18 protein-coding genes are annotated in these 21,488 nt (G+C 44.2%); 17 read left to right on the top strand and 1 reads right to left on the bottom strand.

Going from position 1 to position 21,488, the window contains the following annotated elements; translation table 11 throughout:
- The first annotated feature begins 2 nt into the window (after positions 1–2).
- The 17 genes from FKX85_RS15965 to tnpC all read left to right on the top strand — a co-directional run bounded on the left by FKX85_RS15965 (position 3) and on the right by tnpC (position 20,082).
- The gene (locus FKX85_RS15965) at positions 3–3,149 is read left to right on the top strand and encodes a SusC/RagA family TonB-linked outer membrane protein (protein WP_229239651.1); all 3,147 of its coding nucleotides are present in this window, start codon (positions 3–5) and stop codon (positions 3,147–3,149) included.
- Positions 3,150–3,161: 12 nt separating this feature from the next.
- Entirely contained in the window at positions 3,162–4,760 is a 1,599-nt protein-coding gene (locus FKX85_RS15960; RefSeq protein ID WP_141615688.1) for a RagB/SusD family nutrient uptake outer membrane protein, read from the top strand.
- Between the two features lie 76 nt (positions 4,761–4,836).
- Positions 4,837–5,247, top strand: coding sequence for a hypothetical protein (locus FKX85_RS15955; protein ID WP_141615687.1), 411 nt, complete (start codon positions 4,837–4,839; stop codon positions 5,245–5,247).
- A 42-nt stretch (positions 5,248–5,289) separates the two neighbouring features.
- A complete protein-coding gene (locus tag FKX85_RS15950; protein ID WP_141615686.1) occupies positions 5,290–7,071 on the top strand; it encodes a hypothetical protein in 1,782 nt (593 codons plus the stop codon).
- Entirely contained in the window at positions 7,068–8,378 is a 1,311-nt protein-coding gene (locus tag FKX85_RS15945) for a DUF4861 domain-containing protein (RefSeq protein WP_141615685.1), read from the top strand. Before FKX85_RS15950 ends, FKX85_RS15945 begins: the two co-directional genes overlap by 4 nt.
- 401 nt (positions 8,379–8,779) lie before the next feature.
- On the top strand, positions 8,780–9,241 hold the full coding sequence (locus FKX85_RS15940; RefSeq protein WP_141615684.1) for a thioredoxin family protein: 462 nt from the start codon (positions 8,780–8,782) through the stop codon (positions 9,239–9,241).
- A gap of 180 nt (positions 9,242–9,421) precedes the next feature.
- Positions 9,422–10,804: a tRNA uridine-5-carboxymethylaminomethyl(34) synthesis GTPase MnmE gene (mnmE, locus tag FKX85_RS15935; RefSeq protein WP_141615683.1), complete on the top strand. Its 1,383-nt coding sequence runs from the start codon at positions 9,422–9,424 to the stop codon at positions 10,802–10,804.
- A 257-nt stretch (positions 10,805–11,061) separates the two neighbouring features.
- The gene (locus tag FKX85_RS15930; protein WP_141615682.1) at positions 11,062–11,415 is read left to right on the top strand and encodes a helix-turn-helix transcriptional regulator; all 354 of its coding nucleotides are present in this window, start codon (positions 11,062–11,064) and stop codon (positions 11,413–11,415) included.
- A gap of 99 nt (positions 11,416–11,514) precedes the next feature.
- The gene (locus FKX85_RS15925) at positions 11,515–12,645 is read left to right on the top strand and encodes a hypothetical protein (protein WP_141615681.1); all 1,131 of its coding nucleotides are present in this window, start codon (positions 11,515–11,517) and stop codon (positions 12,643–12,645) included.
- Between the two features lie 209 nt (positions 12,646–12,854).
- Entirely contained in the window at positions 12,855–15,233 is a 2,379-nt protein-coding gene (locus FKX85_RS15920; protein ID WP_141615680.1) for an RHS repeat protein, read from the top strand.
- Positions 15,230–15,472 carry a hypothetical protein gene (locus FKX85_RS15915; protein WP_141615679.1) on the top strand — a complete coding sequence of 81 codons (243 nt, stop codon included), beginning with the start codon at positions 15,230–15,232 and terminating at the stop codon, positions 15,470–15,472. Before FKX85_RS15920 ends, FKX85_RS15915 begins: the two co-directional genes overlap by 4 nt.
- Positions 15,473–15,815: 343 nt before the next feature.
- Complete coding sequence (locus tag FKX85_RS15910) at positions 15,816–16,607, top strand: hypothetical protein (RefSeq protein ID WP_141615678.1); 792 nt, start codon at positions 15,816–15,818, stop codon at positions 16,605–16,607.
- A complete protein-coding gene (locus FKX85_RS15905; RefSeq protein WP_141615677.1) occupies positions 16,604–17,074 on the top strand; it encodes a hypothetical protein in 471 nt (156 codons plus the stop codon). Before FKX85_RS15910 ends, FKX85_RS15905 begins: the two co-directional genes overlap by 4 nt.
- Before the next feature lie 113 nt (positions 17,075–17,187).
- Complete coding sequence (locus tag FKX85_RS15900; RefSeq protein WP_141615676.1) at positions 17,188–17,733, top strand: hypothetical protein; 546 nt, start codon at positions 17,188–17,190, stop codon at positions 17,731–17,733.
- Positions 17,734–17,788: 55 nt separating this feature from the next.
- Positions 17,789–18,082: an IS66 family insertion sequence element accessory protein TnpA gene (tnpA, locus tag FKX85_RS15895; protein WP_141615675.1), complete on the top strand. Its 294-nt coding sequence runs from the start codon at positions 17,789–17,791 to the stop codon at positions 18,080–18,082.
- Positions 18,082–18,444: an IS66 family insertion sequence element accessory protein TnpB gene (gene tnpB, locus FKX85_RS15890; RefSeq protein WP_141615674.1), complete on the top strand. Its 363-nt coding sequence runs from the start codon at positions 18,082–18,084 to the stop codon at positions 18,442–18,444. Before tnpA ends, tnpB begins: the two co-directional genes overlap by 1 nt.
- A gap of 159 nt (positions 18,445–18,603) precedes the next feature.
- Positions 18,604–20,082, top strand: coding sequence for an IS66 family transposase (tnpC, locus tag FKX85_RS15885; protein ID WP_141615673.1), 1,479 nt, complete (start codon positions 18,604–18,606; stop codon positions 20,080–20,082).
- Between the two features lie 48 nt (positions 20,083–20,130).
- Here the strand turns inward: tnpC and FKX85_RS15880 are convergent, their stop codons facing one another.
- On the bottom strand, positions 20,131–21,312 hold the full coding sequence (locus FKX85_RS15880; RefSeq protein ID WP_141613049.1) for an IS4 family transposase: 1,182 nt from the start codon (positions 21,310–21,312) through the stop codon (positions 20,131–20,133).
- Positions 21,313–21,488 lie beyond the last annotated feature (176 nt).

Genomic DNA, 21,488 nt, shown 5'->3' with positions numbered 1-21,488 from the left:
CTATGAAGCACCTTTCCCTAAAAACCCTTAAGCGAATCATCGTGTCGGTTTCGAATGTATTTCAAACCAACATTTGTGTACCTCGCTCAAAATGTTATTCAAGGGCAGCATTGCTGCTCTTGATGTTAGTCTATTCTAATTTGGTTTTGGCCCAATCCACAGAAATTACCGGTACGGTCATTTCGGGAGAAGACCAACAGCCCATCCCAGGAGCCACAGTACTGCTCAAAGGCTCCGGAACGGGAACAGTAACTGACCTTGATGGTAAATTTTCAATTAACGTAGCTGCTCCTTCAGAGGCAGTCTTGTCCATTTCATTTGTTGGGTATATTACCCAGGAGATCGCTGTAAGTAACCAAACGGTTATTGATGTCGAGCTCGAGCCTGATGTGGCCCAGCTGGATGAAGTAGTCGTGGTAGGATATGGTGAGACCAAGCGGAAAGACCTTACCGGATCGGTGGTGTCGATGGATTCCAAAAATATCCAAGAGGCCAATAAGGTCAATGCCTTCCAAGCGCTGCAAGGTCAAGTGGCTGGGGTAAATATTCAGGCAGCCGACAATAAGCCAGGTGGCGGATTCAATGTCCGGATCCGGGGCTCTAACACCATAAATGCCAATGAAACCGTGGAACAGGGAGGATTTAATCCCGGTCAGAATCCACTGTTTGTGGTGGATGGAATATTTGTAAACGATATCTCGTTTCTTAACCCAGCGGATATCGAGCGGATGGACGTCCTGAAAGATGCTTCTGCTACGGCCATTTATGGTTCGAGAGGAAGTAACGGTGTGGTAATCATCGAAACCAAAAAAGGCAGTAAAGGAAAAGTGAGTGTCCAATACGATAATTACATTGGAGTAAAAGAGGCGTATAACCTGCCCGATATGCTTCAAGGTGAGGAATTTGTACAATACTTCAGAGATGCCGTGGTGGGTAATTTTTATTCTTCCGGAGATTTTGGTGTATCGGCTGGTGATGTCGATCTAGCCGACTATATGCGACCCAATGAACTGGAGAATATAGCCAATGGGGATTATGTAAACTGGATTGACCTGATCCAGCACAATGGCATGCAGCAAAACCACACCTTGAGCCTCAATGGTGGAAATGATAAGACGGTCTATGGCATCGGCGTAGCTTATACCCAGGATGAAGGAACTTTTGAAGGAGAAGATTACGAACGATATACCATCCGCGGAAACCTGAGCAGCAAGCTCTCGGAGCTTTTTTCGATTTCGTTTAATAACTACGCCTCCTTTGCATTGAGGAATGAAGGTAGCCGTGAAGGGCTGCGCAGTGCCTATCGTTTGAGGCCTACGGGTACACCTTTCGACGAAAACGGAGATCCACAGTTTTTCCCCTTGCAAGGAGAGACCTTCATCACCAATCCATTATTCGAACCGGATAATATTACGAGGGAAACAAGGACCCTTAATTACCTGAGCAACCTGTCACTTGCATTTACGCCAGTAGAAAACCTCAAGATCAGCTCTAATTTCTCGCCAAACATCGAGTTTAGCCGATATGGTGAGTACCGGGGAAGGTTTGCAAAATCTACCAGTGGACAGCAAGGCAATACGCGTGCGGAAGTCAATAACAGTAACCGGATTTCTTATACCTGGGATAATATCGTCAATTATAACCTTGAGTTTGGAAGTGATCACCGTCTGAATACCACCTTTGTGTATTCATTGTTCATGGATCGCTACGAGAACTACTTGATGCAACGTCGTAATTACAGCACCGATGAGTTCTTGTTTTATAATATCGATGCAGGCTCCGACCTGCGAACGGCCCAGGGAGGCTTTTCCAAGCAGACATTGGAGTCTTATACAGCAAGGGTAAATTATGCCTTTAAGGACAAGTACTTGCTGACCTTGACAGGCCGTTATGATGGATCATCCATCTTGTCCGAGCAAAACAAGTGGGCATTTTTCCCTTCGGCTGCCTTTGCCTGGCGCATTATCGATGAAGGATTTATGAAAGACCAAAACTTCATTGCTGATTTGAAATTGCGGTTGAGCTACGGTGAAACCGGTAACAACGGTGCGGGAGGTGGTTTGGCACCGCTGGGATCACTTTCATTGATTGGTAATAACTTTACCAATATTGGCGACCAAATTACGCAGACAGCTTATGTGACCAACCTGGCCAATCAGGACTTGACCTGGGAGAAAACCAAGGAGTTTAACTTTGGTCTGGATTTTGGCTTCTTCAATAACCGGCTGTACGGGTCATTGGATATTTACCATAGAAAGAACACTGGCATTATCTTTTTCAGGCCAATTTCGACCGTTTCAGGCTTTTCTGGAGTATTCGAAAACGTGGGAGAGGCGGAAAACAAAGGAGTTGAATTGGGCTTAAACTCCGTGAACATTCACACTAGTGATTTCAAATGGACTACTTCCTTGAATTTTGCCAAAAACAATAATAAGATCACCAAGCTATATGGTGATTTAGACAAAATCCTATTTGGTGTCCAGGCAGGTTCCTATGTGCATAAAGTAGGAGAGCCTGTTGGGTCGATTTATTCTTATGTTTTTGATGGGATATGGCAGATGGATGAATTGGACGAAGCCCAGGGGTATGGCCAGCAGCCAGGTCAGGTAAAAGTGAGAGACCTTAACGATGATGGTGCTATTGACGCAGATGACCGCACCGTGATCGGATCCAATATGCCAAAGTGGACTGGCGGTATTGCCAATACCTTTAATTATAAAAACTGGGACTTCACCTTCTTTGTAAGGACCAATCAAGGTGCGGTTTCGGCCAGTTATTTTCATATTTCCCACTCTGGTGGATTTGACGGCACACCTGCACGGTTCAATAGCCTCCAGACCAATTACTGGACTCCTGACAATCCGTCCAATGAATGGTATCAACCGAGTAACAATGGTCCTTTTGCGGAGCCACTTACTTACCATGACGTGTCTTTCGTAAAAGTGGGCTACATCACCTTGGGGTATAATTTTAAGCAAGACGTGCTGGATGCCCTTAAAATCCAGAGCATGAGGCTGTATTTTACTGCACAGAATCCATTTACCTTCACCAATTACGAAGGATGGGATCCTGAAAATGCTGCACGTAACAGCTGGGGATCAGCCTATATGTCCAGAATATTTATGGGTGGTATCAATGTTAAATTTTAATCAGAAAGCATCATGAAGAACTATATTGTATTATTCGTAAGTATCGTCGGAATCATGGGCTTGGTTTCTTGCTCGGACTTTCTGGAAGAGGAAAACAGAAATTACTTGTCAGATGAGATTCTGCTCAATGATCCCACAGCATTGGACCAAATGGTGGCCAATGCATATGACAAAATGCGTTTGGCGACTACTTTCTATGACCTTGACCATCAGGGCACAGATATATTTACCCGAAGGGATATTATTGCCGGTATCAGTGAACTGAATGACTATGTCAACCTTCGTCCTGTAAACGGTGCATTGCAGACGTATTGGACCAATTATTACAATGTCGTGGCCGCTACCAATACGGCTATCAGCAGGGCAGACCAGGTGCAGGGACTGAGTGACACGGATCGAGCAGTGGGAGTGGGAGAGGCCAAGTTTTTACGGGCTTTTGCTTATTTCCATCTGGTAGAGAACTTTGGAGGAGTGCCTTTGGTGCTGGAAGAAATCAAGACTGCCCAAGCCGACTTTGTACGAGCAAGTGAAACGGACGTTTACGGTCAGATAATAGCTGATCTGGATGATGCCTTGGCAGCAGTGGACGAATCCCCTGCCCAATATGGCAAAGTGTCAAAAGATGCCGTAAGGCACTTAAAGGCCAAAGTGCTTTTGACAAGGGGCTATAAGGATTTTGGGAGTGCAACTGATTTTTCTGAAGCAGCGGCACTGGCCGAAACAGTGATCGAAAAGCACCCTTTGGTGGATGATTTTGCATCATTGGTGTCCATCGAAAACCAACGGAATGAAGAAGTCATCTTTTCGTTGCTCTATGGAGATAATCCTGTATCCAGAGGTCTTGGAAACTATCGTCATTTGCTGTTTAAATTTGTATATGATGTATATCCTGGTCAGACGCGATCCACACTTTACCACAGAGGTTTAGGTAGGGCTCCCACACCTTATTTCTTCAGCTTGTTTGAAGAAGGTGACGAAAGGGAAGCAGCTACGGTCCGAAGGCTGATGATTGCCGAGGTGAATGGTCCGGACGGGATTATTCAAGAAGGGGATACCAGCATCTATTTTCCCAAAACAGCTTGGGCAGATGCTGTCATCAGCAGTAAGGATTATGTGGTTTTCAATCCTGATGAATATTTCACTCCTGACGGATTGACCCAGGTTCATTTTCCAATGTTCAAGAAATTTGACGATCCGGGCGTACCGTATACCAATCCAGGAATCAATCCAGATGGTGAGCGGGACGCGATCCTGATCCGATCCGGGGAGACCAGGTTGATAGCAGCGGAGGCCTACCTCCAAGCAGGCGATGCAGGCAAAGCAGCTGAACATATCAACGCGCTTCGGGATCGCGCCGGACTGGATATGATGCTGGATGCAGGTGATATCGACCTTGATGTGATCTTGAATGAAAGTGCAATAGAAATGGCAGGAGAAATCAGCAGATGGATGGATCTCAAACGTACGGGCAAGCTGCAGGAAAGAGTCCTTGCGTACAATCCCCATGCGGCCTTGAACAAAGCCATTAAGCCTTTTCACAGCCTTAGGCCCATTCCGCAAAGCGAAGTGGATGTGACGGGAAACAGTATCACACAAAACGACGGATATTAATTGTTGGGGGTTTGATTGTAAGGGAGGTGCTCCTTTTGGGAGCATTTCCTTTTATAATTAGTTGAGATCTATTTGAATGAAGTTGCCCTTAGACTTTATCTGCAATAGACAGGTCTTCCAAACCGTCATAGCGAACGGAGAGAAACGAAGTGAAGCAATCTCATCTAAGAAAATGAGACTGCCACGGCCACCTCCCACAAATACTTCGCTACGCTCTGCTTGGCTCCAGACAAGCCTGCCTTTGGCTCCAGACAGGCCCGCTTGGCTCCAGACAAGCCTGCCGTTGGCTCCAGACAGGCCCGCTTGGCTTCAGACAAGCCTGCCTTTGGCTTCAGACAAGCCTGCCTTTGGCTTCAGACAAGCCTGCCTTTGGCTTCAGACAAGCCTGCCTTTGGCTTCAGACAAGCCTGCTTGGCTTCAGACAAGCCTGCTTGGCTTCAGACAAGCCTGCCTTTGGCTCCAGACAGTTCAGACAAGCTCGAAGTGATGATCCACTCCGAAAATAGGTCGAAATTAAAACATCTAAGCAATGAAAAAAATAAACAGAAATACCTTTCTAAAACAATCCCTTGGACTGGGAGGAGCTATGTACCTGATGCCGTCCCTGGGTTTTTCTTTTTCCGGCAGGAAAAGGTATGAAACGATGACACCTCTCTGGAATGAGATGGTCAAGGCAAATGATCAGCATGTACAAAATCTCCTTGAGAAAGGGGATCAAGCCAATAAGCATGGAGGCCGAAGTTATGGCTATAATTTTGCCATGTTGGCTGCTGCATATTGCTGTACTGACTCACGTTATTATGAAGACCATAAAGTGATAGGGTTATTGGACTACACAGCAGACAAACTGATAGAAAACCAACGGCCCGATGGCACCATCAATGCAGGTAACTTAGAATCTCCTCCGGATACTGCTTTTATCATGGAGCCACTTTGTGCCGGTGTCTATATTTTGAGCCAAAAGGCAGATGGTGAGTTGGATCCGGTAAAGAAAAAGATCAAAGGATTTGTGCTGAAAACGGGGGAGGCACTGGTAGTAGGAGGGGTGCATACCCCTAATCACCGTTGGGTGGTGTGTCATGCGCTGGCCAGGATCAATCAGCTTTACCCTGAACAGAAATACGTAGACCGCATAGATGAATGGCTAAGTGAAGGCATCTACCTGGACAAAGACGGACATTATCCAGAACGAAGCATGAATTATTCCGATGTGGAAAATAACGCTTTTATTGCTTTGGGAAGGCTGTTGGATCGGCCGGAATTATATGCGGCTCCAAGGAAAAGCCTGGAGATGACCTACTATTACATGGAGCCAAACGGCGATCTTGTGACCACTGACAGCAGACGTCAAGACCAATATTCCCATCGTAGCATCGTGGTGCAGTACCTGCATTACCGTTATTTGGCCAACTATGACCAAAATGGTCGTTTTGCAAAAATCTGCCAGATGATCGAAGGCTTTCCTGGCTTTGACAGGATGATTGTCGAAGAAGCATTGTTCCATTTTATGGAGGATGAAATGCTGAGAAAAGACCTTCCAGCTGGTGAGCCGGTGCCGGTGGATTTCGAAAAACTGTTTACGACAAGTGGTCTTGCCCGAATCAGGAGGGAGGCTACCACGGCAACCATTTTTGGTGGAGTGGATTGGCCTTTGATCATTGCCTCAGGGCGATCTGTTAGTCCTAACTTTTTCAGTTATCGCAAAGGAAATGCCATTCTTTGGTACATGCGGATGTCCGCCAATTTTTTCAGTATGGGGCATTTCAGAAGTCAAGGACTTCGTCATGAAAATGGCAAATATCACCTTTATCAAAAATTGGAGGCGCCCTATTACCAACCGCTACCGAAGTCCCTTAGAAATAAAGATGGGGATTATGAACTTACCCCGAGTGTGGACGGTAGGTTCTGGAGTAAAATGGCCTTTGACAAGCGGCCTGTGAGCAATGTAAAGACACTGGAAAGTAAGGTGACTGTCGAAGAAAACAATGGAAAAGTAGACTTGGTTTTTGAGGTTACTGGATTGGAGGGGGTGAGTGTTACCGTGGAAATGTGTTTTGACCAGACAGGCCAATTGAAAGGTGTGGAACCGGCGAATGATGGTGAGGATAATTACTTTTTGACCGATGGTCAAGGGGCGTTTGAGAAAGGTGGAGATACGATTACTTTTGGTCCTGGAATCAAAGAACATGAGCGGATTCGCCGGTTGGATGGTGAAAAGTACAGTGTGCACTTTGGCTCCTTGCGTACAGAAGGAAATCATGTTTACCTCACTGGCATCACGCCATTTACCCATAAACTAACATTTCAATGATTTATCAACGATTCAAATACAGGTTTTTTTTACCATTTATAGGTTGTCTTTTAGTGGTGGGTTGTGAACCTAAGAATGGATATGATGCATCGATTTCGGCCAATAATCCAAGTCAAGTTGATCTGGCAGAAAAGCCTATACGTATTCCAAAGGGAAAGTTGGGCACCTCCGATAAAAAAGGAATGCAGCCTCTATTGATCGATAAGCGATCATCAGACACGATTCCAAGCCAATTGGTAGATACTGATGGGGATGGACAGTGGGATGAGTTGTTCTTCCTATTGGATTTGGACCAAGGAGCGTCCAAGGAAATAGGCTTAAGCTGGAAGGAAGTGGTCCCAAAATGGCAAGAGAGGACCTATGTGCGTTTTGGGGTCAGGTCTTCCGAATCGGATACGGTGAATCCGGCCAAAAAGGATACTTTTTATCCCAAGGAATTGCCGGGCGTGATGGGCTATCAACCTTACCAGACCGATGGGCCATCATGGGAAAATGACAAAGTAGGCTTCCGACACTATCTGGACGGCCGTAATTCCAAGGATGTATTTGGCAAAAGGGTAAGCGCCATGTCCCCACGAAATGTCGGTATCAATGAGGCTGGTGTGACAGAGGACAACTACCATGTCATGGAAGATTGGGGCAGGGATATCCTGTCGGTGGGAACTTCAGTGGGTATTGGTGGCTATTCACTTTTGATAGGCGATCAACTCGTCCGGTTGGGTGTCACTCAGCGAGACAGTGCCAATAATGTGGCCGCCACAACTTTTGAGGTGATCGAAAGTGGGCCCTTACTTTCATTGATGAAATACGACTACCAGGATTGGGCACCAGAGGAAACAGGAAGAACGTATCGGGTCACAGAAACCACTGAAATCTGGCCTGGGATGTTTGGTTACCATAATGCTGTGGTTTTTGACAACCTGCAGGGAGATGAAAAGGGTGTGATCGGATTGGTGAATATCCATACTGACCAGCAACTCCAAGACATGGAAGTAGGGGACTTCACAGTGTTATTCACTCATGATAAACAGACTTATGAAAAGGAATGGTACTTGGGATTGGCCCTGATCATTCCTACATCCGTTTACGAAGGGTGGATGGAAGCTCCCCAAACCGGCCAGCTTACCAATAGCTTTTTGGCCAAGGTGAACATTGAACCAGGAAAACCGATGGAATATTATGCCGTGGCGGCCTGGGAATTGTCAGATCCGGGCTTTGCGCGTAAAGACTACTTTAAGGCATATTTAGAGGAATTTGCAAAACAACTGGGGGTAGAGCCGGAGCTTAAAATGAAAAACGGCCACTAATTGATTGTATTCGGTCAAATGCAGTGCCGTGCCAAAGACATCCCTTTAGGCTAGGTAATGACCAATGACGAGGAAGAAAATAAACGTTCCGAATCCTTCTCCATAACAGATACAGGACCAAAATGCTTAAACCCGAAATCAATGCCGTTTAGTTAACGTATGTCCCCGATAGTCATGCGGGGCTGATCCCGACAGATCGGCAAAGGACCTTTTCAATCATCAAAGCTTTGTCACTGTCTGTTATTGTCTAAACGGCATCCGGGTAAAAAAACATAAACAATCGTCATGAGTTAGAACCTACAGTGTAGCTACGAATCTTTTAATTCCAAACCTATTCCGGTCTCTTTCCGTAAGGAACTAAGACTGAAAATGCTTGGTAATAGCACATAATGATGAATCAAATGAAAAAGTTAATTTCACTGGTTGCTTTCTTGTTGGTTGGAGGGCTGGTTTTCGCACAGGAAAAACCTGAGATAAAATGGCATAGCTTCCAAGAAGCAACAGCCCTGAACGAAGAAATTCCAAAAATGCTGATCGTGGATGTTTATACCGACTGGTGCGGTTGGTGCAAAAAAATGGACAAGGAGACCTTTACGGATGAGCAAGTGATCAGTTATCTGAATGAAAATTTTTATGCGGTGAAGCTGGATGCTGAAAATAACGGTGAGAAGTTTGAGTTTAAAGGACAGGAATATACCGAAGCAAGCATGGCCAAGGCGATGCGCGTAAGTTCTTATCCGAATTTCGTGATCATTGATTCAGCAATGGAAAACATCACCCAACTTCCAGGTTACCGAAAGCCAGAAGCCTTTATCAATGACCTAAAAGCGACCATTGAGCGGTTTGTCGATGGTAAAGAATGAAGCTAGAAATACGAGGTACGAAGTAAAATGAAGGCTTTCGGGATCCTCGTTTCCAATATAGTGAGGCAAAATCTCGTATTTGAAAATACTACAGTTCGGTAATTTAACAGTCCAGGAGTTCGACAATTCCACCAAATGCCTTGTATCTTTGTCTCCTTATCTATAAAATAATCCCATTCCATGAGCTTTTCGATCAGCGAAAAAGAAGATACGATCATCGCATTGGCCACCCCCCAAGGCGTAGGCGCCATCGCCGTCATTCGCCTTTCCGGCAAGGATGCTATCAGACTTACCAATGAGGTATTTGCTGGCAAGAACCTGGAAGAGCAGGCAAGCCATACCATTCACTTTGGCACGATCAGGGATGATGATAAGGTCATTGACGAAGTATTAGTGTCCTTATTCGTAGCTCCAAAATCCTTCACCAAGGAAAATGTCGTGGAAATATCTACCCATGGCTCTTCATATATTATCAATCAGGTCATTAAGCTGCTAATAAGAAAAGGGGCGAGGCCTGCCAAACCGGGTGAGTTTACCCAGCGGGCATTTTTAAATGGGCAATTTGATCTGGCCCAGGCAGAGGCGGTGGCGGACCTGATTCATTCGGACAGTGAAGCTTCCCATCAGGCAGCTCTTCACCAGATGCGAGGAGGCTTTAGTGGTGAAATCAAGCAGTTGAGGGACCAGTTGATCCATTTTGCATCCATGATCGAGCTGGAGCTGGATTTTGTGGAAGAGGATGTGGAGTTTGCCAGTCGTGATGACCTGAAAGTGCTGGTGGAGAAGCTTCTCCGGGTGGTAGAACAGCTGATTGGCAGTTTTGACTTGGGCAATGTGATCAAGAACGGTGTTCCGACGGTCATCGCAGGGAAACCCAATGCAGGCAAGTCTACTTTGCTCAATGCGCTGCTAAATGAAGAAAAGGCCATTGTATCTGATATTGCGGGCACCACACGTGATTTTATCGAGGACGAAATCAATATTGGCGGAGTGATTTTCCGTTTTATCGATACGGCAGGTTTGCGCGAAACGACCGATACAATTGAAGCCATGGGTGTTTCCAGGACTCAGGAAAAGATGAAAAGTGCTTCTTTGATTCTTTACCTTTTTGACCTCAGCGATACCGATATGGTGGAGATCAATCGTGATATCAATAAGCTGGAAAATCTCGGCGTTCCTTTCGTTAAAGTAGCCAATAAGATTGATAAGGCTAATGATCAATTTATCAGTGAGTTAAAAGATAAATATCCGGATACGATTTTTATCTCAGCAGGGCAAAAGGAGCGCCTTGATGATCTGAGAGATAAAGTACTGGAACTGGTCAACCTGGATAAATTCAAAACAGGCAATACCGTAGTGACCAATATCCGTCACTATGATTCCTTGGTAAAGACCCGCGAGTCCCTGTTGGATGTACTGAACGGTATTGACGAAGAAATCACCAATGATTTCCTGGCCATGGACATCCGCCGGTCCCTACATTTCCTTGGAGAGATTACCGGGGAGATCACTACGGATGATCTGTTGGCTAATATATTTAGTAAGTTTTGTATCGGCAAGTAGAAACAGAAAATAAATCTAAAAAAATACTAAAATACGAAATTAAAAAGGTGTAAAAATTATTTTTACACCTTTTTTTATTTGTTTTTGTTTCCGGTTTTTTGATACTTTTGTACCGTATTCATCCCGTATTTGTACCACAAAACCAGGTGTTTGCACCACGATACAAATTTTGGGAATTGATGAAATGATTTGAAACAGTTTGAAACATATTGATACATTTTGAACTATTCTGAAACAAAAAATCCGGAGAAATTACCATGAGTTCCAATATCCGTGTACATCGTATCTGCCAGTACTGCAATGCCGTGTTCGTAGCAAAAACAACTGTTACCAAATATTGTAGTGATGCCTGCGCCAAAAAAGCCTATAAACAACGTAAAAAGGAGGAGAAACTTGAAGCCTCCAACAGGGAAACAGAGAACATTGTTCAGGCTCCCCTAAGGGCTTTAAAAGAAAAGGAATATCTGAACCTGGACGATGTATGCGAACTCTTGAACATAAGCCGTACGACGCTATTTAGGATCAGGAAAAAAGGAGACCTTCAGTTCATTAAACTGGGAGGACGACCTGTTATTTCAAAGAAAAACATTGAAAACTTCTTTAACTATTAAATATGAAAGTACATCTTAGAAAAAGGAAGATCAGTAAGGGTAGGGTGAGTATGGCCTATAGGCCATACTCATAAATTTTATAACCTTAATACAAATACTATGTCAATTAACAAGCTGATTTTTATTGGTATTTCAATCCTTTTATTTACAAATTGCAACAAAAAAGATAACACAAAGGATGGTGAAATTATTGAAACAATAAAAGTAGGACAAGCATTAAGCCAAGAATTAAAATTCAGTGATTTTTTTAAAACTATCACACCTGTGCAATTGGATCCAAATCATATAGTCGGACAAATCGACAAGGTGGTAGTTAAGGATTCTTTAATATTTATTTCTGATTTTTATTTAATGAAATCATTGAAGGTGTATGACTTTAATGGTAAACTATTATCTGAGCGGGATGATATAGGAGAAGGTCCATACGGAATGAGTGAGATAACTGACTTCTCATACTATAAAAATAAACTGTATGTATTAGATGGGACTAGTAGACGAATTTTAATCTTTGATAAAGATTTAAATGATTTAGGAACATTTAATATCAAAGAATTGGCAAATAATTTATGGGTGGATGATAGCGGAATATATCTTTACTACCAAAACAGATTGGATGGAATAGATTTTAATTTTAGTCTCTATGATCATGAAGGAAAGTGGATTGAAGATTTTTTTCCTAAAACTGATAAATTAAATGAAACTATATTATCTGGTGAGGAATTTTTCTTTCCCGTTGAAGATGAAGTCATTCATTATCATCCATATATAGATTCTTTATATATAATAGAAGATAGAACAATAAATAAAATTAGAATTGATTTTAATAACAACTTTCTACCGTATGAATATTTCGATATTTCTCACCCAGTTGAAAGATTGAAGAAGGTAAATTCTTTTAATGGTTATTATAAAATATCAAATGGTATAAAATTAACAAAAAATAAATTTCTTTTTACAATATTATACAACCGGCGTCAAAAAATATTATTGGTTGACTTAGAGAAAAATGTAGGTATAGTTTATAAAAGTCTAAAAAATGACTTAGCTAATCTTCCATCGACTGGAATAAATTTTAAAGGAAATTCTAATGATTTTGCATGGTACTATCAAACTTATGACCAATTAAATAGGTTTTATCAATTGAATAAAAGATTAATTGATAAGGAAGATTGGATTTTTAATGGTGCAACTGATAAAGAAACTCCGGTAATCTTTATATGTAAATATTGATCCTTTAAAAGGAATGAGATAAACTATCTTTTGCTATCTAATTACAATTATTCAAATAAACCAAGCTTGAAAGTTTATGTTTCAAAATGGAATAATTGAATTAATTAACAACGAAGGAAATTCTAACATAGATGATTATGAAGATGATTAAGTAAAGGGAAAGGCAGCACCTTGGTTTGATAAAGTGAGAGGTGGGATACAGTACAAGCTTGATTATTCAATTAAGATACGATCCCATCGGCAATTTGACAAAAGACCTCAAGGAAGGAACTGAAATCACGTGGAACCCTTACGGTAAGGTGAGAACGGTGAATAAGGGTGGTGGAGATGCTACCAAGTTCAGTTATGATCCGCACGGTAATGTCAGGTCCCTGCTACAGGAGCTGCCGGGCATCGGCTACAAGCGGACGGACTACGTCTATGACCTGGTCAGTGGCAATGTGAACTTCGTGCTCTATCAGTACAACGAGCCCGACCAGTTTATCCACCGCTATACCTACGATGCGGACAACCGCATCCAGGAAGTACAGACCAGTACGGACGGCTTCATCTGGAACAGTGACGCGAGGTATATCTACTATCCCCACGGTCCGCTGGCGCGTGTGGAGCTGGGCGAGTACAATGTACAGGGCGTGGACTATTACTACACCCTGCAGGGCTGGCTGAAAGGCGTGAACATGCCCATGGAAGGTGACCCTGGCACCGACGGGCAAAACGGCCTGAGGACGGGAACCGACGTCATGGCCTTCACGCTGGGCTATCACGAGGGGGACTACACACCCATTGGGCAGGGAATCTCCCTTCCCGACCAGCGTGACCAGCTTTGGGAGCGGTACCGGGATCAGGGGGACAGCACCCTTACAGGATTGTACAACGGTAATATCGCATGGATGGCAACCGACCTACCGGGATTGGAAGGGGACAAGCGCATGCAGGCCATGGTGTACGGCTATGACCAGCTCCACCGTATCGTACAGGCGCGTAGCCTGACCGAATATACCCAAGGCTCCGGTTTCGCAGCCAGGGACGAAAATCCTTCGCCATATGATGTGGATTATAGCTATGATCCCAACGGAAATCTGCTAACTTTACAGCGTAGGGACCAGGCAGGGGCTTTACAGGACAACTTCCAGTACAGCTACTACTACGGTACCAACCGCCTGTGGCACACGGCCAAGGAAGATGGTGACAACTACCAGTACGATCCCATCGGCAATTTGACAAAAGACCTTAAGGAAGGAGTGGACATCACTTGGAACCCTTACGGCAAAGTAAGACAGGTTTCTAAATCAGATAATTCCACAACAGGGTTTCGCTACGATGCTGCCGGAAACAGGATCGCCAAAATAACGGGCATGGATTCGACCGTTTACGTTCGGGATGCTTCAGGTAACGTTATGGCTGTTTACAAAAACGATACGCTTGTAGAACAGTCCATTTATGGCAGCAATAGGCTAGGACTGCATCTTCATGCAGCCAAACCGGGATATAGAACCCTTGGCCGTAAGAGCTACGAGCTTTCCAATCATCTGGGAAATGTGCTTGCTACAGTTCGAGATAGAATTCAGTTATCCCAAGACTCTACTTGGACGGAGACTGTGAGTGTTTCGGATTACTATCCATTTGGGCTGACCATGGTCGGTAGAAGCCTCTCGGACAGTACGTACCGATATGGGTTCAACGGCAAGGAAAATGACAGCCATGGCGAATGGGGTTCAAGGAATCATTATGACTATGGTTTCAGGATCTATAATCCGGGTATTGGGAAGTTTCTGAGTGTGGATCCGTTGACCGGTTCATATCCGATGCTCACACCGTATCAGTATGCCAGCAATACGCCGATACAGGCAATAGACTTGGATGGTTTGGAGGCAGTCAGGTATCCAGGAGTGGGGACCACAACGGAAATGCTCCAGAAACCGACCGAACAGGAGGTCAAAGAAGTATATAGGGCATACAGGGGGATTGCTTTAGGTGTTTATGACTTCTTCAGCGCTTTCCGCCCCCAGATGGCAACAGAGTCTGTTGGTCCAAATTATATTCCAATTTATTCTGAGGCAAAAGACGCTTATAGGGGAATCTCCAACACTATCGAGCATGGGTCGATTGAGGACAGATTCAGGCTGGGAACAGTTGGAGCATTGAGTATTTATGGAGGTGTCGAAGCATTCTCCAAGTTCAGAATGCCTAATAAGGTGGGTATTCCTAGGTCGGTTAAAACTCCTTATGGTGAAGCTGTCCAATCCTTGGCGGAAGAGGCTTTGAGCATGCGCTCGTATGTCGAATCAGGAGGAAAATTATATAGAATCGGTACCACAGGTAAAAGTCAAGCGGCGGAAGCACAATTTTGGGCAACTGAAAACCCTTTATCCAACCCGGATGCATTTTCAGTAAAATACGGAATTCCTGTAGAAAATATCACGAATGCCAACTTTATAGAAATAGGAACTTTACGACCGGGAAACAATTTTATAACAAGACCCGCTCCTAATGCACCTGGGGGGCCACAGGGTGGGGGTGGTGGAATAGAGGTTGTAACACCGGCTAGTGGTGTTAAGCTTGAATCCTTTAACACAATTAACAAATGAATTACATATTAAAAATAGACCATATAATAGAAGTTTTGGTAGCAGCCAAGGCGTTATCGTGTTCTGAAGAGATCACTGAGCTGAAATCTTCAGCAAGTACAGGGACGGAACTGTTGATGACGGTCACACACAGGTTAAAGCAAATGATTGAAGAGGATAAAAAGATAGAGGGATTAGTTGGGGAAGAAGTTCGTGACATGGTGTTATTTTGCGACTCTATAGGGCTTAGTATAAAATAAGGAAGCTTTTTAGATTGAAAAGTGAATGCTACTTAGGGGGACGCCTATGGATTTTAACTGTCTGGTATTGAGTACAGAATTTTTTGGAGCTCATCAGAATGATCCAGCTTTTTTGATTCAAATGAATGCCACGCAGTGAAGGGAATTGCTCAGAATCCATGAAAGCTTTTTTGTTCAGATGAAAAAGAAAAAGTCAGGTGTTTTTTTATATCTTGGCCAACGGAAATGCAACGGCATTTTTGAATCGTTCTTTGACTGGAAAGCCGTGTAGGGAAAAGTGAGTCCTGGGTAAAAAACCGTACAGAGGTTTTTGAGTGTGGATCCGCTGACCGGTTCCTATCCAATGCTTACTCCTTATCAATTTGCTAGTAACAATCCTATAGCAAATATTGACATCGACGGTTTGGAGGGTCAATATGCTGGCTGGCAAGACTATCACAAATTAAATACAACTGCTATTAAAGGCGGCGACGTGAAATCTGTTGCTGCGGAAATAGATAGGAAAAATAAGATTAATACTGTGATTGCTTTTGGTACAGTCTTGGCTCCATTGGTAGGCGTTACAGCTGTGGAGACCATGCCTGTTTGGCTCCCCTGGGCTTATAGTTCCGCTGCAAGCGGGATCTTGGCCACTGGAAAATATGGTCCTGAAGCTCTTGGGTTTGCTGCCGGAGCTATGGGGTTTGATGGCGAAATTCCAGGTACGAGTGGGGATGAATTTGGAAGGCTAATAAATAAGGGATTCAAACTAGGTGGTGCATATGGAAGGATGAAAAATTTTTATGGTAGTTTAGGTGAGCTCCTTACGAATAAGAATCATTTACCAACGCTTAAGTCCTATGAATTATCTGGATTTAAAATTTCTAGTTACATGGGCAGTGCTAACATAATGTCTATACAAGATCATAAGGATTTTATATCAACAGGTGGAAAAGAGGTTGCAAAAATGTTTAGACAAGCGGAAGCTAATCTACTTAGTGAAGGGAGATATTTAGATGCATTTGATTTAAATGCAAATGCTATCAGAGAACAATTTGGAGATATCTACAATGAAGGATTGGACGATGCAAGGGATCATTTTGTGAAAGAGGTTATTCCTATTCTCGAAGAACAATCAAAAAAAAATAAGCAATGAAGATAATTCCATATTTTTCTGTTGGTGATTTTAAGCTAAAAGATAATTTTCAAGAAATTTTATCTAGGTATCCTAATTCCAAAGAAGGAAGCACAAGTGTTCTAGGCAAAAGAAATAAGACTTTATATTTGCCTGCTTACGATATCCATATTGTATTTTCAGATATCGGTGGTAATGAAATTGAAAGTATTGAAATATTTAAAGGAGATGTTTTTTTTGACGAATTGAATATACTGAATTCAACTTTTCTGGAAATAAAAGAAAAAATTTCAAAAGAGGATCTAGGGTTAATTGCAGATAAAGAAGGGTTTACATCCCCCAAATTTGGATTTGGAATCTATTTCAAAAGCCTTAGTAAGAAATCTAAACCAACTAGCGTTATAGTGTTTAATAGTGTGTATCTCAAAAATGTGGTTCCCAGCCCTGATGATATTATCAAATACTATCTGGGAAACAAAAAGCAGTAATTATTGATTTTTAAATATAACGGCATTTTGGAAGCGTTCTTTGACCGGTGAGCCCTGTAGGAAAAAGTGGGGTTGGGGTAAAAAACCGTACAGAGGTTTTGAGTGTGGATCCCTTGACCAAGAGCTATCCGATGCTGACTCCTTACCAATTTTCCAGTAACAGACCTATTGATGGAATTGATCTGGATGGACTGGAAAGGATACATTACAGCTTCGCAATCGAAAAACAGCAGTCAGGAGAAGCCGTACAAGTCTTTAACTTCTTAGGAGTTCAAAAGAGCCGTGAAGTCCAGATGTCAACAATACTGGGAATTTTCGGATGGAATCCGACCTTCCATTTTCCTTTGGAAAAAGAAGTGGTTGTGCATGCTGCGATGGAAAATGGAGGAGATGTAGGATACAGGTTCCCAAATATGTCTGAAGCATTTCAAGCTGCTAAAACTAATTTTAAAGGAATTGACAGATTCGATCCTGCAAAAACCACAAATGCAGAGGAAATGCGATTGAATGAGATGGAGGGCACTGCACAAGCATTTGGTCAGGTTGGTGCGGTAACAGCCAATTTTGGGATTCAGAGAGGGTTGAAGAATTTAAATGCTTCAAAGGCAGGACTTCAGCTTGAAAGATCTGTTGCAGATGCAATATATCCATCCCACTAAGTACATGTTTTCTCGAGATAATATAGTCCATAGCTTTGCATAAAAACAAAGGATTATGGATAAAAGAGAAGAGATGCTCCTTTTGATGGAGGAGTTTGAAAACAGTGGACAGACCCAAAAGGAATTCAGTGCCACCATGGGAATAGGGTTTCCCAAATTCAATTACTGGTACAGGAAGCTTAAAAAAGAGAAGGGGTCCGGGGGCACTGCGGATTTTGTGCGCGTGGACACGTCAAAACCCGAAACGGCCGGCCGGGCGACCCTTGAACTTGAATACCCCAACGGTGTAAAGCTAAAGCTATCATCAGGTGATCTTTCACTTGTTTCCCATCTGATCAGGCTCTTCTGATGTTCAGTCTGGGCTCTTCCCACCGCTATTTTCTTTACCGGGACCCGGTGGACATGCGGAAAGGTTTTGACGGACTCAGCGGGCTGGTAAGGAACTTTTTGGACAAAGACCCTGCCTCGGGGGAAGTCTATGTGTTCCTCAACCGGGGCAGGAACCTTCTCAAGCTCCTCCACTGGGAACACGGGGGCTTTGTGGTCTATTACAAGAGGCTTGAAAAGGGGACCTTTGTCCCGCCTGTAGCCCGCCCCGAATCCCAATATATCCGGTGGCCTGAGCTGGTGATGATGGTCGAGGGCATAGAGGTTGAAAAATCCAGCCAAAAACCCCGGCATATACTGCCTGAAAAAGGGCGTTTTTATTGACCGGGGGTTATGCTTTTCGGGGCTGATGGGCTTATATGTTTAAAGAAAAGGGGTTTTGTGGGCCAAAAGGGAAAAAACCTTTTTCCTGCCGGGTTATCCACGGCCAGTTGTGGGGAAATAATCCATGGAAAAGTGCCCAAAGGGCCTTATTTTTAAACCATGGACACCTCACTGGAACATCTTTCAAGGGAACAGCTCATCGCCCTTATCGGGGAGCGTGACCGGGTGATCGGTGAGAAGGAGGCCTATGAATGCCAGCTGTTGGCCCTGATCGACAAGTTCAAGCGCATGGCCTTTGCCCAGAAAAGGGAAAGGTTCGAGGGCAACAAAGACCAGATGGCGTTGCCCTTCGAGACAGCAGCGGCCGGACAGGAGGCACAAAAGGAAGTTTTTGAACAAAAGACCGAATATACCCGCAGGAAGCAGGCATCTGCTCATCCAGGACGGGTCGCCCTTCCAGAACACCTTCCCGTTGAGGAAGTAGAGATCAAACCGGAAGGAGACCTTAGCGGTATGGTATGTATTGGCAAAGAAGTGACGGAAGAACTCGATTACATCCCGGGCAGACATATCATCAGAAGATATATCCGCTACAAATATGCCCCAAAAGACAAAAACAGTGGCTCGGGGGTATTGATCGGAAAACTTCCCGAGCGGGTCATTGATAAGGGCATACCCGGGGCAGGGCTTCTGGCAAGTATCCTCACGGATAAATACGGGGACCATCTCCCGCTCTACAGGCAGCTGCAGCGGTTTAAACGGGAAAACATAAAGATCGCCGCTTCCACCATGGACGGATGGGTCAGACAGGCACTCGAAAGGCTCGAACCCCTATATGACTGCCTGCTTGGGGACACCAAAGCGATGGGATACCTTCAGGCGGACGAAACAACCATCAAGGTCATGGACGGCGCCAAAAAAGGAGCCTGCCACCTGGGCTATTATTGGACCTACCATAACCCCTTGGAGAAAACCGTCCTTTTTGATTACCAGCCTACCCGTGGATCCATCGGAGCAGAAAACCTGTTGAAAGGATTTAAAGGATATCTCCAGACCGACGGTTATGCCACTTACAAAAAACTGGGCAAACAGGAAGGGGTGACCCACCTGGCCTGCTGGGCACATGCCCGACGGGAGTTCTTTGATGCCATGACCAATGACAAAAAGAGGGCGGAAAAGGCTTTGGAGTTCATCGGGAAACTATATGCGGTCGAAAGGGAAGCAAAAGAAAACAACCTCGTACCCGATGCGGTGAAAAAACTCAGACTGGATGAATCCCTTCAGGTAATCAACAGCATGTCCGAATGGATAAAGGAACAGCTCCAGGACCAAAGGGTCCTGCCCGGCAGTGCCATAGGCAAAGCGCTGCGCTACAGCGCCGAAAGATGGGACGAACTCTCAAACTACCTCTACGACGGCAGGCTTGAAATAGACAACAACCTTGTGGAGAACGCCATCAGGCCTGTGGCCCTCGGACGCAAAAACTACCTATTTGCAGGATCGCACAAAGCAGCCCAGAGAGCGGCAATGATCTATTCCTTCTTTGCTATCTGCAAGAAACACGAAGTGAATCCTTACGAATGGCTCAAGTATACACTACAAAATATTATGACCATTAAACAATGCTGTCCTAAATAATTTTTGATTTACCCTTTAGTCTGTATTTGAAAGCAAATTGGGGACATATTAAGGAGTTTGAGCAAACAGATCCCCCTGTACTATTTTCAGGGGTGGTTTTTCGGGTTCCGTAAATGGGCTATCAAGCCATTTTTGCAGTTCGATTTTCACGAATATATTGAGCCGGATAAAGGCCACCAGATTGGACAGGTGCCAGCCGAATTTAGCTGTTGCCTTCATGACTTTGATCAGCAGGATGGTGATCAAAGCCGTCCATATCTGGATCATTACTGCATTTTTAGAGGTTCCGATAAAGGTTTTGATATGCAATAGCTGCTTGATGTCCCGAAAAAACACCTCAATCTCCCATCTTGATTTGTAGAGGTCCCCAATGGTCTGGGCCGCCCAGGCAAAGTTGTTGGTGATCAGTTCAATGGTCTGCCGGTTTTCCTCATCCCACACGGCCACTCTTCTGAGCCTTCCCTTATACTTGGTTTTGGATTGTGGGTTGGTCAGTTCGATTTCTTCGTCTTTGAGCACATGTTGGGCGGTTGTTTCGGGCAGCTCCCGTTCTTCGAGGGTGCTGAAGGCAAGGTTTCCCTTGTGCCTGATCACGAAGAACACCCCTTTGCTGTCCCAGACGTTGAGCATGGGGAAGTCATTGTAATACCGGTCGGCGACGATCACCGAGCCCTTTTCCAAGGGAATGTCGTAAGCTCCTTTATTATCCCCGACACTCCCCTCGGTAATGTTCACGTAAACAGGGAGTTTCCCGTCATATTCCAGCAGGGTGTGCATCTTTACAGCTCCCTTTTTGGTACGGAAAGTAGCCCAGTCAAACACCGAAAGACAAAGGCTGATCACCGTGGCATCGAGCAGGTAAACGGGGACCTTGATCCTGAGTTTGGACCTCTTGACAGCTGCCTGCTGTCCTAAACTTCCCAGTAGGGAATAGTAAAGGTCCCTGAACAGGTCCGAATCCCTTCGTTTGTTCTGATAGCTGATACTTGATTTGGAGGGGGCTTTGGCAATACCAAGATGGTTAAGGTTCCCGGTAGCAGACCGGAGTCCGTTGGAAATGTCCCTTACCGAGGTGCTCTTGGCAAAATGGCAGAACAACATCGAGACAAGATGCGTCCAGCTGTCAAATCCCTTGCAGCCCTTATCGGTTTGCTTTTCCTTGACCAATTTCTTGAAAATTGATCGGTCTATCTTTTTAATAATCTGTGAAAACAATGTAATATTACACATGAGAGGTTCGTGTTTTTTGGTGCAAACCCAAAATAACTTTTTTGGGCAAAAAATAGAACCTCTCATTTTTTATTTAGGACGCTATTGACCATTAAACATAAAAACATCAAGAGTCTTTATCCTCAGAATTTTAAATCCAACACGTAGTTGGACGAATGCTTACTGTGCTACACGGT

The sequence above is a fragment of the Echinicola soli genome, from assembly GCF_006575665.1.
GTDB classification, from domain to species: Bacteria; Bacteroidota; Bacteroidia; order Cytophagales; family Cyclobacteriaceae; genus Echinicola; species Echinicola soli.
Note: the sequence above shows the minus strand (reverse complement) of the source record. Positions and strands in the feature narration are given on the sequence as shown.